14 protein-coding genes and 1 pseudogene are annotated in these 14,908 nt (G+C 70.6%); 10 read left to right on the top strand and 5 right to left on the bottom strand.

Translation table 11 applies throughout. The features are described from left to right. Window positions 1–88 precede the first annotated feature (88 nt). Genes ABTX60_RS03880 through tyrS form a run of 3 tightly spaced genes read left to right on the top strand, consistent with a single transcriptional unit; the run spans window position 89 to window position 4,328 of the window. On the top strand, window positions 89–1,612 hold the full coding sequence (locus ABTX60_RS03880) for a TldD/PmbA family protein (RefSeq protein WP_352095472.1): 1,524 nt from the start codon (window positions 89–91) through the stop codon (window positions 1,610–1,612). Further along, window positions 1,609–3,003, top strand: coding sequence for a metallopeptidase TldD-related protein (locus ABTX60_RS03875; protein ID WP_352095471.1), 1,395 nt, complete (start codon window positions 1,609–1,611; stop codon window positions 3,001–3,003). Before ABTX60_RS03880 ends, ABTX60_RS03875 begins: the two co-directional genes overlap by 4 nt. Before the next feature lie 56 nt (window positions 3,004–3,059). Beyond that, complete coding sequence (tyrS, locus tag ABTX60_RS03870; RefSeq protein WP_352095470.1) at window positions 3,060–4,328, top strand: tyrosine--tRNA ligase; 1,269 nt, start codon at window positions 3,060–3,062, stop codon at window positions 4,326–4,328. Between the two features lie 63 nt (window positions 4,329–4,391). Here tyrS and ABTX60_RS03865 read toward each other — a convergent pair whose 3' ends face one another. Further along, window positions 4,392–4,667, bottom strand: a complete 276-nt coding sequence (locus ABTX60_RS03865) for a GlsB/YeaQ/YmgE family stress response membrane protein (protein ID WP_344459390.1) — start codon at window positions 4,665–4,667, stop codon at window positions 4,392–4,394. 245 nt (window positions 4,668–4,912) lie between these two features. Between ABTX60_RS03865 and ABTX60_RS03860 the strand changes: the two genes are divergently transcribed. Beyond that, window positions 4,913–5,308: a DUF3099 domain-containing protein gene (locus ABTX60_RS03860; protein WP_352095469.1), complete on the top strand. Its 396-nt coding sequence runs from the start codon at window positions 4,913–4,915 to the stop codon at window positions 5,306–5,308. A 231-nt stretch (window positions 5,309–5,539) separates the two neighbouring features. After that, window positions 5,540–5,755: a hypothetical protein gene (locus ABTX60_RS03855; protein WP_352095468.1), complete on the top strand. Its 216-nt coding sequence runs from the start codon at window positions 5,540–5,542 to the stop codon at window positions 5,753–5,755. Window positions 5,756–5,834: 79 nt separating this feature from the next. On the opposite strand, the gene moaA is transcribed toward ABTX60_RS03855, so the two are convergent. The 3 genes from moaA to ABTX60_RS03840 form a co-directional block, all read right to left on the bottom strand. Further along, window positions 5,835–6,824, bottom strand: coding sequence for a GTP 3',8-cyclase MoaA (gene moaA / locus ABTX60_RS03850; protein WP_352095467.1), 990 nt, complete (start codon window positions 6,822–6,824; stop codon window positions 5,835–5,837). Window positions 6,825–6,995: 171 nt separating this feature from the next. Further along, entirely contained in the window at window positions 6,996–8,621 is a 1,626-nt protein-coding gene (locus tag ABTX60_RS03845; protein ID WP_352095466.1) for a monocarboxylic acid transporter, read from the bottom strand. Next, window positions 8,618–8,974 carry a DUF485 domain-containing protein gene (locus tag ABTX60_RS03840; protein ID WP_352095465.1) on the bottom strand — a complete coding sequence of 119 codons (357 nt, stop codon included), beginning with the start codon at window positions 8,972–8,974 and terminating at the stop codon, window positions 8,618–8,620. The genes ABTX60_RS03845 and ABTX60_RS03840 overlap by 4 nt, the downstream gene beginning before the upstream one ends. 254 nt (window positions 8,975–9,228) lie before the next feature. Here ABTX60_RS03840 and ABTX60_RS03835 point away from each other — a divergent pair, with 254 nt between their 5' ends. The 4 genes from ABTX60_RS03835 to ABTX60_RS03820 all read left to right on the top strand — a co-directional run bounded on the left by ABTX60_RS03835 (window position 9,229) and on the right by ABTX60_RS03820 (window position 14,091). Then, entirely contained in the window at window positions 9,229–10,758 is a 1,530-nt protein-coding gene (locus ABTX60_RS03835; protein ID WP_352095464.1) for a S8 family peptidase, read from the top strand. A 61-nt stretch (window positions 10,759–10,819) separates the two neighbouring features. Further along, window positions 10,820–12,340 (top strand): S8 family peptidase, encoded by a 1,521-nt coding sequence (locus ABTX60_RS03830; RefSeq protein WP_352095463.1) that lies wholly within the window; start codon window positions 10,820–10,822, stop codon window positions 12,338–12,340. 77 nt (window positions 12,341–12,417) lie between these two features. Next, window positions 12,418–12,948, top strand: coding sequence for a hypothetical protein (locus ABTX60_RS03825; RefSeq protein WP_352095462.1), 531 nt, complete (start codon window positions 12,418–12,420; stop codon window positions 12,946–12,948). A 48-nt stretch (window positions 12,949–12,996) separates the two neighbouring features. Further along, window positions 12,997–14,091 carry a CopD family protein gene (locus tag ABTX60_RS03820; protein WP_352095461.1) on the top strand — a complete coding sequence of 365 codons (1,095 nt, stop codon included), beginning with the start codon at window positions 12,997–12,999 and terminating at the stop codon, window positions 14,089–14,091. Between the two features lie 66 nt (window positions 14,092–14,157). Here ABTX60_RS03820 and ABTX60_RS03815 read toward each other — a convergent pair whose 3' ends face one another. Further along, complete coding sequence (locus ABTX60_RS03815) at window positions 14,158–14,358, bottom strand: hypothetical protein (protein WP_352095460.1); 201 nt, start codon at window positions 14,356–14,358, stop codon at window positions 14,158–14,160. Between ABTX60_RS03815 and ABTX60_RS03810 the strand changes: the two are divergent. Then, window positions 14,276–14,900: pseudogene (locus tag ABTX60_RS03810) on the top strand (TetR/AcrR family transcriptional regulator); the annotation flags it as partial. The gene ABTX60_RS03815 and the pseudogene ABTX60_RS03810 overlap by 83 nt on opposite strands. Window positions 14,901–14,908: the final 8 nt, after the last annotated feature.

Genomic DNA, 14,908 nt, shown 5'->3' with positions numbered 1-14,908 from the left:
ACTCGTGGCCCGCGCGAGGGATGGGCGACATGATCGGAGCAGTCACGACGCACGGCAACCACGGTCACCTCGACAGAAAGAGACGGCGGTGCCTCATACCATCGACGAGGCCTTCACGGCCCTCCCCCTACGCCCCCTCGCCGACGCGGCCCTCGCACGCGCGCGTGCGCTGGGCGCCGAGCACGCGGACTTCCGGTTCGAGCGGGTGCGGGGCGCCTCCTGGCGGTTCCGGGACGCCAGACCCGCCGGGTCGTCGGACACCACCGACCTCGGGTACGCGGTGCGGGTGGTGCACGGCGGTACGTGGGGCTTCGCGTCCGGCGTGGACCTCACCCTCGACGCCGCCGCCAGGGTCGCCGGGCAGGCGGTGGCTATGGCGAAGCTCTCCGCCCAGGTGATCAAGGCGGCGGGCTCGGACGAGCGGGTGGAGCTGGCCGACGAGCCGGTGCACGCGGACAGGACGTGGATCTCCGCGTACGAGATCGACCCCTTCTCCGTGCCCGACGAGGAGAAGGCCGGGCTGATCGCGGAGTGGAGCGCGCGGCTGCTGGCGGCCGACGGGGTCGACCACGTGGACTCCTCGCTGCTGACGGTCCACGAGAACAAGTTCTACGCCGATACCGCCGGGACCGTGACCACGCAGCAGCGGGTGCGGCTGCACCCGGTGTTCAACGCGGTGTCGGTGGACGAGTCGAGCGGCGAGTTCGACTCCATGCGCACCCTCGCTCCGCCGGTGGGACGCGGCTGGGAGTATCTGACGGGCACCGGCTGGGACTGGGAGGGCGAGCTGGAGCGGATCCCGGAGCTGCTCGCCGAGAAGATGCGCGCGCCGAGCGTCCAGCCCGGCCTGTACGACCTGGTCGTCGACCCGTCCAACCTGTGGCTGACCATCCACGAGTCGATCGGGCACGCCACCGAGCTCGACCGGGCGCTCGGCTACGAGGCCGCCTACGCCGGCACCTCCTTCGCCACGTTCGACCAGCTGGGCAAGCTGCGCTACGGCTCGGAGCTGATGAACGTCACCGGCGACCGCACCGCCGAGCACGGCCTGGCCACCATCGGGTACGACGACGAGGGCGTCGCGGGCCAGTCCTGGGACCTGGTCAAGGACGGCACCCTCGTCGGCTACCAGCTGGACCGGCGGATCGCGAAACTGACCGGCTTCGAACGGTCCAACGGCTGCGCGTACGCCGACTCCCCCGCGCACGTGCCGGTGCAGCGCATGGCCAACGTGTCGCTGCAGCCGGACCCGGCGGGGATGTCGACCGAGGATCTGATCGGTGGCGTGGAGCGCGGCATCTACGTCGTCGGCGACCGGTCCTGGTCGATCGACATGCAGCGCTACAACTTCCAGTTCACCGGCCAGCGCTTCTACCGCATCGAGAACGGGCGGCTCGCCGGGCAGCTGCGCGATGTCGCCTACCAGGCGACGACCACCGACTTCTGGGGGTCGATGTCCGCGGTGGGCGGGCCGCAGACCTATGTGCTCGGCGGTGCCTTCAACTGCGGCAAGGCCCAGCCGGGTCAGGTCGCGGCCGTCTCGCACGGCTGCCCCTCGGCCCTCTTCAAGGGCGTCAACATCCTCAACACGACCCAGGAGGCCGGTCGATGAGCCCTCGCACCAGCAAGCCGCACGAAGTGGTCGAGCGGGCCCTCGAACTGTCCCGGGCGGACGGCTGTGTCGTCATCGCCGACGAGCAGTCCACCGCCAACCTGCGCTGGGCGGGCAACGCGCTGACCACGAACGGGGTCACGCGCGGGCGCACGCTCACCGTCGTCGCCACCGTCGACGGCAAGGAGGGCACCGCCTCCGGGGTCGTGTCGCGGTCCGCCGTGACCTCCGACGAGCTGGAGCCCCTGGTGCGGGCCGCCGAGGCCGCCGCGCGCGGCGCCGGACCCGCCGAGGACGCGCAGCCGCTGGTCACGGGCGTGGCGCAGTCGCCGGAGTTCACGGAGGCGCCCGTCGAGACCTCCTCGGCCGTGTTCGCCGACTTCGCCCCCGCACTCGGCGAGGCCTTCGCCCGCGCGCGTGCGGGCGGCCGCGAGCTGTACGGCTTCGCCAACCACGAGCTGGTGTCGTCGTACGTCGGCACGTCGACCGGGCTGCGGCTGCGGCACGACCAGCCGAACGGGACGCTGGAGCTGAACGCCAAGTCGCCGGACCGGACCCGGTCCGCGTGGGCCGGGCGCTCCACGCGGGACTTCAAGGACGTCGACCCGGCGGCCCTGGACGCGGAACTGGCGGTACGCCTCGGGTGGGCCGAGCGGCGGGTGGAGCTGCCCGCCGGGCGCTACGAGACACTGCTGCCGCCGACGGCCGTGGCGGATCTGCTGATCTACCAGATGTGGTCGGCGTCGGGCCGGGACGCGGTCGAGGGCCGCACGGTGTTCTCCAAGCCGGGCGGCGGCACACGGATCGGCGAGAAGCTGACCGACCTGCCGCTGACCCTGCGCAGCGACCCGAACGAGCCGGGCCTTGAGTCGGCGCCCTTCGTGATCGCGCACTCCTCCGGGGGCGACCAGTCGGTGTTCGACAACGGGCTGCCGCTCGCGCCCACCGAATGGATGCGCGAGGGGGAACTGCGGCACCTGACGACCAGCCGGCACAGCGCGGGCCTGACCGGCCTGCCGGTGGCGCCCGTCATCGACAACATCGTCCTGGACGGGGGCGAGGACCGTTCCCTGGAGGAGATGGTCGCGAACACCGGGCGCGGGCTGCTGCTGACCTGCCTGTGGTACATCCGCGAGGTCGACCCGGCGTCGCTGCTGCTGACGGGCCTGACCCGGGACGGCGTCTACCTCGTGGAGAACGGCGAGGTGACGGGCGAGGTGAACAATTTCCGGTTCAACGAGTCGCCGGTCGGGGTGCTGGGCCGGGCCACGGAGGCCGGGCGGACGGAAAAGACGCTGCCCCGGGAGTGGAGCGACTGGTTCACTAGGGCGGCGATGCCCGCGCTGCGGGTGCCGGACTTCAATATGAGCTCTGTCAGCCAGGGCGTATAACCTCGTAGTCGGCTGTCACCCGACTGCCCGAAGATCATCCAAGGAGATCGAGAACCGTGACGGACATCGTCGACGAGCTGAAGTGGCGCGGGCTGTTCGCCCTGTCCACTGACGAGGACGCTTTGCGCAAGGCGCTCGCGGACGGTCCCGTCACGTTCTATTGCGGCTTCGACCCGACGGCACCGTCGCTGCACGTGGGACATCTGGTGCAGGTGCTCACCGTGCGCCGGCTCCAGCAGGCCGGTCACCGGCCGCTGGCGCTGGTGGGCGGTGCCACGGGCCTGATCGGCGACCCGCGTCCGACCGCGGAGCGCACGCTCAACGACCCGGAGACGGTCACCGGCTGGGTCGCCAAGCTGCGCGCCCAGATCGAGCCCTTCCTGGACTTCGAGGGCGAGAACGCGGCCGTCATGGTCAACAACCTCGACTGGACGGAGAACCTCTCCGCGATCGAGTTCCTCCGCGACATCGGCAAGCACTTCCGCGTCAACAAGATGCTGACGAAGGACTCCGTGGCCCGGCGACTGGAGTCCTCGGAGGGCATCAGCTACACGGAGTTCAGCTACCAGCTCCTGCAGGGCATGGACTTCCTGCAGCTGTACCGGCGCTACGGCTGCACGCTCCAGCAGGGCGGCAGCGACCAGTGGGGCAACCTCACGGCGGGCCTGGACCTGATCCACCGCCTGGAGCCCGACGCGACCGCGCACGCGCTGGCCACGCCGCTGATGACCAAGGCGGACGGCACCAAGTTCGGCAAGACCGAGGGCGGCGCCGTCTGGCTCGACCCGGAGATGACGACGCCGTACGCGTTCTACCAGTTCTGGCTGAACGTGGACGACCGGGACATCTCCCGGTACCTGCGCATCCTGTCCTTCCGCTCCCGTGAGGAGCTTGAGGAACTGGAGCGGCAGACCGAGGAGCGTCCGCAGGCCCGGGCCGCGCAGCGGGCGCTGGCCGAGGAGCTGACGACACTGGTGCACGGCGCCGACCAGACGGCCGCCGTGATCGCCGCGTCCAAGGCCCTCTTCGGGCAGGGCGAGCTGGCGGAGCTCGAGGAGCGGACGCTGGCGGCGGCCCTGTCGGAGGTGCCGCACATCCGGGTCGCCGAGCTCGGCCCGGCCGTGGACCTGTTCGCCGAGGTCGGTCTGGTGGCCAGCAAGTCGGCCGCGCGGCGCACGGTCAAGGAGGGCGGGGCCTACGTGAACAACGTCAAGGTCGCCGGCGAGGACGCCGTCCCCGCGAAGGAGGACCTGCTGCACGGCCGCTGGCTGGTGCTGCGCCGGGGCAAGAAGAATCTGGCCGCCGTCGAGGTCACGGGCGGCTGAGAGCGCGACGGCGAAGGGGACGGTCTCCGAAAACGGAGACCGTCCCCTTCGCCGTGCTCCCCGTTACGCCCTGCTTCTGTCTCCTCTGGCCGCCGTCCAGGCCCGGTCGCCCAGACCCACGAGGATGATCGCCATCACCAGCTGGAAGACGTGCCGCCACCAGTCGATTCCCGATGTGGCGTCGACGCCGGCCGCCCGGGCGATGGCGTTGCCGGCGATGCCGCCGATCATGCCCAGGATGACGGTCAGCCACAGGGGAAGATGTTGCTTGCCCGGAATGATCGCCTTCGCGATCAGGCCGAGCACCAGTCCTACGATGATCGCCCACAACCAGCCCATCGCTGCCTCCTCGTGCGGCTCGACGTGAGCACTACGGCCAGTGTCGGCCCAGTCGCCGTACGCCGCACGCCGACGCGGACCGTACGCGGGACGGCGCAGGCCGTTCGCCCGGACGGTACGCAACCCGGTCTCGTGGCCGTCGCAACCGCGGCGTACCGTAAGAACTGTCCTGGTCAGGTTTCCCCGGCCGGCCGGGGACGGCTACGGGGCGGGGAGAGTCCGATACGGGCGGATGGTGGAATGCGATGCGGAAGCAGCACGGCGGCGACAACGTCCAGGTTTTCCGGATCACCGGCGCCCGGACGGGACTTCAGGAAGACGTACGCGGGCGGCAGCGCCGGTACGTGATCTCGATGACGGTCCGCACGATCTCCGTGGTCCTCGCGGCCACCCTGTGGAACGTCGAACGGCACGTCGCCATCGTGGCGTTGGTGCTCGGGCTGGTACTGCCGTACATCGCGGTGGTGATCGCGAACGCGGGGCGCGAGAACGCGCCGTCTCTGCCGTCGACGTTCGTGGTGTCGCATGCGCGTCCGATGATCGGCCCGTCGGGTCCGGGTGACCGGTCGGGAGAATCGGTTGCGGAGGATGCGGTGTCCGGGCCGGGGGCGGGTGCGCGGAGCGAATCGCACGAGCGGTAGGGGCCGCCCGCGGGGGGAGATCGAGGGAGCGCAGGGGGGATCGGAAAGGGAAGTCAGCTTTCCGCCAAGCTCAAGAAAAGCTCAGATCAATCATGTTGTTCCAGTGCCGGGGTCGGGGTTACCCGTGACATACTTCGTACGCGCTCCGCATCCCCCGTCGGAGCGACGGACCGACGCCGGGCAGCTCCCCCCGTGGCTGCTCGGCGTCGCCTTTTCTGTGGGACGAAAGCTGTGAGTGACGAGACGCCCATCTGTTCCGCGAAGGGCTGCCGTGTCGACGCCGTGTGGGTGCTGGCGTGGAACAACCCGAAGATCCATACGCCGGAGCGGCGCAAGACGTGGCTGGCCTGTGAGGAGCATCGCGAGCATCTGTCGCAGTTCCTCGGGGTGCGGGGGTTCTTGAAGGACGTGGTTCTTCTGAAGGACTGGGAAGCGCGGGGCGCCTGATCCTGGCCGGTGGGGGCTGTTCGCGCTCGCGCGGCGGAGCCGCACATCGATACAGCCCCGCGCCCCTGAGGGCGACGCACTAACCCCCGATGGCCGACATCGGCCGGTCCGGCTGTACGAACGTCGGGTCGTCCAGGCCCGCTCCCGCCTTCTTGCCCCACATCGCCAGGCGCCAGATGCGAGCGATCTCCTCGTCCGGGGCGCCGGAGCGCAGCGCGGCGCGCAGGTCTGTCTCCTCCTGGGCGAACAGGCAGGTGCGGACCTGTCCGTCGGCCGTGAGGCGGGTGCGGTCGCACGCCGAGCAGAAGGGGCGGGTGACGGAGGCGATGACGCCGACCACGTGCGGGCCGCCGTCGACGAGCCAGCGCTCCGCCGGGGCCGAGCCGCGCTTCTCCTCGCCCTCGGCGGTCAGCTCGAAGCGGGTGCGCAGGGAGGCCAGGATGTCGCCGGCCGTGATCATGCCATCGCGCTTCCAGCCGTGCTGGGCGTCGAGCGGCATCTGCTCGATGAAGCGCAGCTCGTAGTCGTGCTCCACGGCCCAGGCCAGCAGGTCGGGGGCCTCGTCGTCGTTGAGCCCCGGCATCAGGACCGAGTTGACCTTGACCGGGGTCAGGCCCGCGTCTCGGGCGGCGTACAGGCCCTCGATGACGTCCTTGTGGCGGTCGCGGCGGGTGAGGGTCTTGAAGACGTCCGGGCGGAGCGTGTCGAGGGAGACGTTGACCCGGTCCAGGCCCGCCTCCTTCAGGGCCGTGGCCGTGCGCTTGAGGCCGATGCCGTTGGTGGTCAGCGACATCTGGGGGCGTGATTCCAGGGCCGCGACTCGCTCGACGATGCCGACCAGACCCGGGCGCAGCAGGGGCTCGCCGCCGGTGAAGCGGACCTCCTCGATCCCGAGGGACGTGACCGCGATGTCGATCAGGCGGACGATCTCGTCGTCGGTGAGCAGATCCGGCTTGGCCAGCCACTGCAGGCCCTCCTCGGGCATGCAGTACGTACAGCGCAGATTGCACCTGTCGGTCAGTGAGACCCTCAGGTCGGTGGCCACCCGGCCGTAGGTGTCGATGAGCACGTGGGCCCCCTCCCTCGTCGCGGATCGTGCGTGCGGCGCCGTTTCTCCGACATCTGCGAGCCTACGTGACCGCACCGACAACGCCACAGGCCCGATCCCACGACGCGGGACGCGGCCGGGCCGCAGGGACCTGGAGGTTCCTACGACACGGCCGCGCGGGAGGGGCCGTGCTCAGTGGGCTCCGGTGCCGGTCAGGGACCGGACCTCCAGCTCCGCGTACTTCTTGGCGTCGGGCTCCTCCTTGGACAGGACCGTGCCGAGCCAGCCCATGAGGAAGCCGAACGGGATGGAGATGATGCCCGGGTTCTTCAGCGGGAACCAGGCGAAGTCGACCTCGGGGAACATCGCCTTGGGGTCGCCGGAGACGACGGGCGAGAACAGCACCAGGCCGACGGCGACGAACAGACCGCCGTAGATCGACCACAGGGCGCCCTGGGTGGTGAAGCGCTTCCAGAACAGGCTGTAGAGGATCGTCGGCAGGTTGGCGGAGGCGGCGACCGCGAAGGCGAGGGCGACCAGGCCGGCCACGTTCAGGTCGCGGGCCAGGGCGCCCAGGCCGATGGAGACGACACCGATGAACACGGTCGCCCAGCGGGCCGCGCGGACCTCCTCGGCGCCGGAGGCCTTCCCCTTGCGGATGACATTGGCGTAGATGTCGTGCGCGAAGGAGGACGACGAGGCCAGGGTGAGGCCGGCGACGACGGCGAGGATCGTCGCGAAGGCCACCGCCGAGATCGTGGCGAGCAGGATCGCGCCCCAGGTCGAGTCGACACCGCCCAGGTGCAGGGCGAGCAGGGGTGCGGCCGTGTTGCCGGACGGGTTGGAGGCGATGATCTCCTCCTGCGAGATGAGCGCGGCGGCGCCGAAGCCGAGCGCGATCGTCATCAGGTAGAAGCCGCCGATGATGCCGATGGCCCAGTTCACGGACTTACGGGCGGCCTTGGCGTCGGGAACCGTGTAGAAGCGGATCAGGATGTGCGGCAGGCCGGCGGTGCCCAGCACCAGGGCGATGCCCAGGGAGATGAAGTCCAGCTTGGAGGTGCCGGTCGCGCCGTACTGCAGGCCGGGCTCCAGGAAGGCGGCACCCTTGCCGCTGTTCTCGGCGGCGGTGCCGAGCAGGTCGGAGATGTTGAAGTTGAACTTCAGCAGCACCAGGAAGGTGATCAGGATGGTGCCGCCGATGAGCAGCACGGCCTTGACCATCTGGACCCAGGTGGTGCCCTTCATGCCGCCGATGGAGACGTAGACGATCATCAGGAGACCGACCAGGGCGACGATGAGGATCTTGCCGGCGTCGGAGGTGATGCCGAGCAGCAGCGAGACGAGGACGCCCGCGCCGGCCATCTGCGCGAGCAGGTAGAAGATCGACACCACGATCGTGGAGGTACCGGCGGCGGTGCGCACGGGGCGCTGGCGCATGCGGTACGCGAGGACGTCGCCCATGGTGTAGCGGCCGGAGTTCCGCAGCGGCTCGGCCACCAGGAGCAGGGCGACGAGCCAGGCGACCAGGAAGCCGATGGAGTACAGGAATCCGTCGTAGCCGAAGATGGCGATCGCGCCGGCGATGCCGAGGAACGAGGCGGCGGACATGTAGTCGCCGGAGACGGCGAGGCCGTTCTGGAAGGCGCTGAACTGGCGGCCGCCGGCGTAGAAGTCGGCGGCGTCCTTGGTCTGGCGGCCCGCCCAGATGGTGATGCCGAGGGTCGCGAGGACGAACAGCGCGAACAGGGTGATGATCAGCGGGCGGTGCTCGCTGGCCTCGTTCGCGGCGAGGAAGGTCTGCTGTACGGGGCTCATGCGCCGCTCTCCATCCGGGTCTTGATGGCCTCGGCCTTGGGGTCGAGCTTCGCGGCGGCGTGCCGCGAGTACCACCAGGCGATGAGGAACGTGGTGACGAACTGGGCGACGCCGAGGACGAAGGCGACGTTGATGTTGCCGAACAGCTTGGTGCCCATGAAGCCGCCCGCGTAGTTCGAAAGCAGGACGTACAGCAGGTACCAGGCGATGAAGCCGATGGTCAGCGGGAAGGCGAAGGAGCGGTAGGAGCGGCGCAGTTCACCGAACTCCGCGCTCTCGTGCACCTCGGCGAACTCCTCGGGTGAGGGGAGCTTGTGTTGCTCTTTCGAGGGGGGCGGTGCGTCGGTGGCCACGAAAGTCTCCTCGCAAGGACGGCAGCGGTTGTGAACATGGGCGGAGGCGCGTGTCCTCGCGCTCCTTGTTCAACGTCACGGCGCCGCGTGAGAACCGGTTCAAACGCCCGGCGTTGTTTCCGAAGTCGTTTCGACAAAGCGTTGCTGGCCAGCGAGAGGGCGGGATAGCTTCACCCTGCACCACCACGTCATGTACCTGCCCGGGCACCACCTGTGCCTCGGGCCGGTTTCGTTTCCGGAGATGTGGAGACCCCATGTCGCATTTGCGTTCCAGACGCCGGCTCGCTCTCGCCGTGCCCGTCGTGCTGTCCCTGACTGCCTCGCTGGGCTTCCTGCCCGCCGCCGCGTCGGCGGCCCCGCGGGCGGAGTCGGCCGTCCGGACAGCGGACGCGCCGAAGCTGGCGTACGTCGTCAACACCAAGGTGGACCGCCACACGATCGCCTCGGTGAAGAAGGCGATCGGGAAGGCCGACGGCTCGGTCGTGGCCACGTACGCGCGAATAGGCGTGCTCGTCGTCCACTCCTCGAACGCCGACTTCGCCAAGACGATCCGCAAGGTGCGCGGGGTTCAGTCCGCCGGCGCGACGCGGACCACGCCGCTGGCGCCCGCGGGGACGAAGGAGGAGGGGGCGGTCGAGTACCTTACGGCCGCCCAGGCGAAGCGCACCGAGGCCGCCTCGGCGACGACGCCCGAGAGCGAGCCCCTCGAAGCGGACCAGTGGGACCTGCGCGCGATAGGCGCCGACAAGGCCGCGCAGATCAACCCGGGCAGCCGCAAGGTGACCGTCGCCGTGATCGACACCGGTGTGGACGACACCCACCCCGACATAGCCCCGAACTTCTCCGCCTCCCAGTCCGCCAACTGCGCGGGCGGCAAGCCCGACACCAGTGAGGGCGCCTGGCGGCCGTACACCGCCGAGGACTACCACGGCACGCATGTCGCGGGTGAGATAGCCGCCGCCCGCAACGGCGTCGGCGTGGCGGGCGTCGCTCCCGGCGTGAAGGTGTCCAGCATCAACGTGACCGACCGGGCGAACGGCCTCTTCTACCCGGAGAGCGTCGTGTGCGCGTTCGTGTTCGCCGCCGACCACGGCGTGGAGATCACGAACAACAGCTACTACGTCGACCCGTGGCTCTACAACTGCATGGACGACCCTGACCAGCGGGCCATCGTCGACGCGGTCAACCGGGCTCAGCTGTACGCCCAGAAGAAGGGCACGCTGAACGTCGCCGCGGCGGGCAACTCCAACCACGACCTGGACTCGGACGCGATCGTCGACGACTCCAGCCCGGACGACTCCACCCCGGTCGAGCGCACCATCGACCCGCACGAGTGCTTCGACGTGCCGAACCAGCTGCCGGGTGTCGTCACGGTCAGCTCGACGGGCGTCGACAACGTCAAGTCGTACTTCTCGACGTACGGCAAGGGTGTCGTCGACGTCGCCGCGCCGGGCGGTGACCGCCGCTACCAGATCCCGGACACGCCGTCGAAGGACGGCCGCATCCTCTCCACCCTGCCGAACGGCACCTGGGGCTTCCTGCAGGGCACCTCGATGGCCTCGCCGCACGCCTCCGGCGTCGCCGCGCTGCTGAAGTCCAAGCACCCCTGGGCGTCTCCGGCCCAGCTGCAGGCGCTGCTGAAGGGCCAGGCCGACGAGATCGCCTGCCCCGCCTCCTACGACCAGGACGGCGACGGCACGCAGGACGCGGTCTGCGAGGGCGGCAAGCGCCTCAACGGCTTCTACGGCCACGGCATCGTCAACGCGCTGCGCGCGGTCAAGTGACCCGGCCCGCCACCGAGACCTCCGCACGATCAGCTCGTACCGTGAACGAACTGGAGACACCATGACTGCGCCGTACGCGCGCTACCGCCGCGCCGTCGCGATCCCGGCCGGGATGGCCGTGGCCACGGCCCTCGCCTTCCTGCCGAACAGCGTGGCCACGGCCGCCGAGGACGCCCAGGCCCCCACCGCGGCCGAGGCGACCCCGCTCAGCTACGTCGTCAACGTCAAGCCGGGGCACGGCACTTCGGGGCACGTGAAGAAGGCCGTCGCCAAGGCGGGCGGCACGATCGTGACGTCGTACGACCAGATCGGCGTGCTCGTCGTCCACTCCTCGAACGCCGACTTCGCCAAGACGATCCGCACGGTGCGCGGCGTGCAGTCGGCGGGGGCCACCCGCACCGCGCCGCTGCCCTCGGCGTCGACGGGTGACCTGGGCGCGCCGAAGGTGCTGAGCGCGGCCGAGGTCGCCGCGGCCGATGCCCCGGCCGGGCAGGACCCGCTGCAGCCCCAGCAGTGGGACCTGCCCGCCATCAAGGCGGACAAGGCGCACGAGAAGACGCTGGGCAGCAAGAAGGTCACGGTCGCCGTGATCGACACCGGTGTGGACGACACCCACCCCGACATCGCGCCCAACTTCGACCGCGAGGCGTCGGTCAACTGCGTGTCGGGCAAGCCGGACACGGCCGACGGGGCCTGGCGGCCGGGCGCCGCGGAGAGCCCGCACGGCACTCACGTCGCCGGTGAGATCGCCGCCGCCAAGAACGGCGTCGGCATGACCGGTGTCGCGCCCGGGGTGAAGGTCTCCGGCATCAAGGTGTCCAACCCGGACGGCTTCTTCTACACCGAGGCCGTGGTCTGCGGCTTCGTGTGGGCGGCCGAGCACGGGGTCGACGTGACGAACAACAGCTATTACACGGACCCCTGGTACTTCAACTGCAAGAACGACCCGGACCAGAGGGCACTCGTGGACGCCGTCACCCGGGCCTCGCGGTACGCGGAGAAGAAGGGCGCGGTCAACGTCGCCGCGGCCGGCAACGAGAACTACGACCTCGCCTCCGACGAGATCACCGACCCGTCGTCCCCGAACGACAGCACGACGGGCGACCGGGTCGTCGACCCCTCGAAGTGCCTCGACATCCCGACCCAGCTGCCGGGTGTCGTCACGGTCGCCTCGACGGGCGCGAAGGGCCTCAAGTCGTCCTTCTCCAACTACGGTCTGCGCACCATCGACATAGCCGCCCCGGGCGGTGACTCGACCGCCTACCAGAAGCCGGAGGCGCCGGCCACGAGCGGTCTCATCCTGGGCACGCTGCCCGGCGGCAAGTGGGGCTACATGGCCGGTACGTCGATGGCGTCCCCGCACGTCGCGGGCGTCGCCGCGCTCATCAAGTCGACGCACCCGTACGCCTCTCCGGCCCTGGTGAAGGCCCTGCTGTACGCCGAGGCCGACGCCACGCCGTGCACGGACCCGTACGACATCAACGCGGACGGCAAGGTCGACGCGGTGTGCGAGGGCTCGAAGAACCGCAACGGTTTCTACGGCTGGGGCATGGCGGACGCGCTGGACGCGGTGACCAAGTAGAGCTCGTGTGAAGGAGATCCGGGCCGGGCGGGGGCACCCGTCCGGCCCGCTTCGCGTCTGCGGCAGGATTCCTTGTCATGGACGTGTACGAGAATCCGGCGACCTGGACGGCCCGACCCGTGCGGTCGCGCCGGCGGTTGGCCCTGCGGTTCGCCGGGAGTGTCGTGTGGTTCCCGGTGGTGTGTGCGATGTGGGCTGCGATGTTCGCCGTGATCCTCGTGCTGAGCCTGTTCGCCGATGCCATCACCCCCTTCAGCAACTCCTTCGAAGGCCGCTTCCTCAAGGCCACGGACAGGGCGCTCGGCGGAGTCATGCGCATGGCCTCCTGGTGCGTGTCCTGGCCCGAGCTGCGTCATGAGGGCGACGTCGCGTACTACAGGGCGCGCGTGGAGAAGGCGGTGGGCAAGTGGACCGCCCGGGCCTCCGCGCCGGCCCGGCCGAAGAAGCCGAAGCCACCCGTGGAGTGCGCGATACCACTGCGGGACTACCGGGGAGTCGGCGGGTGGTACGTCGCCGAAGTCGCGCTCGCGCAGGGCTGGGAGCTGAGGCCGACGGATGAGTACAAGGAGGTGCGGCTGTGGTGGTCGGCCGCATCCCGGGTCGGCTGATTTCCGGCTGACTTGCCCGGCTGTGTGAAGGTTGGTGAAGATCCTGGGGTGACCCCGACACAATCCCCGCCCGGGCCGGCCGATCGCCACGGGCCCGTACGGCGCACCGGTGCGGGCCGGTCCGTCGCCGTCCTGGTGCTGGTGGCCCTGGCCGCGCTGGTCCCGCTGCTCGGCCCGTCAGCCGCGCTGCACGGCACCGGGGAGGCCGAAGCGCCCGGCGCCGGCGGCATAGCCCTGCTGCGCACGGTGCTGTTCGCGGCGTTGTGCATACCCGTCGGCGAACTGTTCGTGAACCGCCTGGCGCGGTCGCTGCCCGGCACGGGGGCCGGCCCCGGGCCCGACGCGGAGCCGGGGGCGGGTACGGAGCCGGGCAGTGGGACGGGCACGGTGACGGGGCAGTACCCGGTTGTGCCTTGCAGTTGGTCCCCTTTCGCGGCTGCCGCCGGTTTCGTCGCCGCCCTCGGTCTCGCCACGGTCGTTGCCACGGGCAATGTCGTGCCGGGCGGAGTGTCGGACATCGACATCGGGGGGCTCTACTCCTCCCGGGACGGCAAGCTCGCCCTGCTGGAGGTCAACGCGTTCCTGGCGGCAGGGTTGTGCGCCGCGTCGCGCCGGCCGGTCACGCAGGTCTGGCCACTGGCCGCCGTGGTCGTCGCCGAGGCGCTGCGCGTACACCCCACGACCGAGCACACTCCACTGACCGGCACCGGGCTGACGCTCGTTCATCTGACCTGCGCGGCACTGTGGGCGGGTGGCCTGCTGCACGCGCTGCGCGTCCTGCGGCTGTGGCACGGCCGGCCCGACGCGGCGGCGGGCGCGGCCCTGCTGGGTCTCTACGCGCGCGTGGCGGTCGTCCTGCTCGCCGCCATCACCGCGACGGGTGTGTGCAGTTCCCTGCGCCGGATGCCGCCGGAGACGATCCCGGAGCAGCTGACCGGGACCGCGTACGGGCGCGTCCTGCTCGCCAAAGTGCTGCTCGTGGCGGTCGTCGCCGCCCTCGCGGTGTGGGCCAGGCGACGGTTGCACCGGGCCGCCGACCCGCTTACCGCGTGTGCTCCGGCCCGGGCGGAAGTCGTCGCCCTGGGCCTGGCGGTCGCGGTGTCCGGGGTCCTGACGGCGCTTCCGGCGCCCATCCGCTGGTGACGCCGGTGCGTCTGCGGCCTCGGGGAACGCCGGTCAGCGGTTTGGCGCCGAGCCGGTGACCACGGGTCACACGTCCTGCCCGGCACCGGTCATCAGGGCGAGCACGCTGTGCGGAGCATGCTCGTCGATGATGGTGAAGAGAGCGGCGACGGGATCCGCGCGGGCCCCGCGGCGGACGGACGGCCTGTCCAGGCAGCTGATCATCCGGACCGCGATCGAGATCCTGGACAGCGGCGGCGAGAAGGCGCTGACGCTGCGCGCGCTCACCGTGCGCCCGAGCACCGGCTACGGGGCGATCTACCACCACGTCGCGGACAAGGGTGACCTGCTCGCCGCGGCCACGGACGACGTCATCACCGGCGTGCTGTCGGGCGCGGTCACCGACGCGGACCCCCGCACCGGTCTGCGCCGCCTGGTCCTCGGCCTGTTCGACGCGATCGACGCCCACCCCTGGGTCGGGGCAGAGCTCTCCCGCCAACCGTGGCGGCCCGCCCTGCTGGACTTCTACGAGAGCATCGGCCGGCTGCTGGACGCCCTCGGCGTTCCGGAAGAGGCGCGCTTCGACGCGGCCGGAGCGCTCGTGAACTACGTCCTCGGCGAACGCCGCCCAGAACGCCGCGCACGCACGGCTGCGCGCAGGCGGCGACACGGACCGGGAGACCTTCCTGGAGAACGCCGCCGCGCAGTGGGCGCAGATCGACCCCGGCCGGTACCCGTTCGTGCACGCGGCGGCGACGCGACTGGGCGAGCACGACGACCGCGAGCAGTTCCTCGTCGGTGTCGACATCTTCCTCGCCGGTATCGCAGCCCTGCGCCA

Source organism: Streptomyces sp. NPDC126510, assembly GCF_040302345.1.
GTDB lineage: Bacteria > Actinomycetota > Actinomycetes > Streptomycetales > Streptomycetaceae > Streptomyces.
This window is presented reverse-complemented; position numbering and strand designations above follow the sequence as displayed.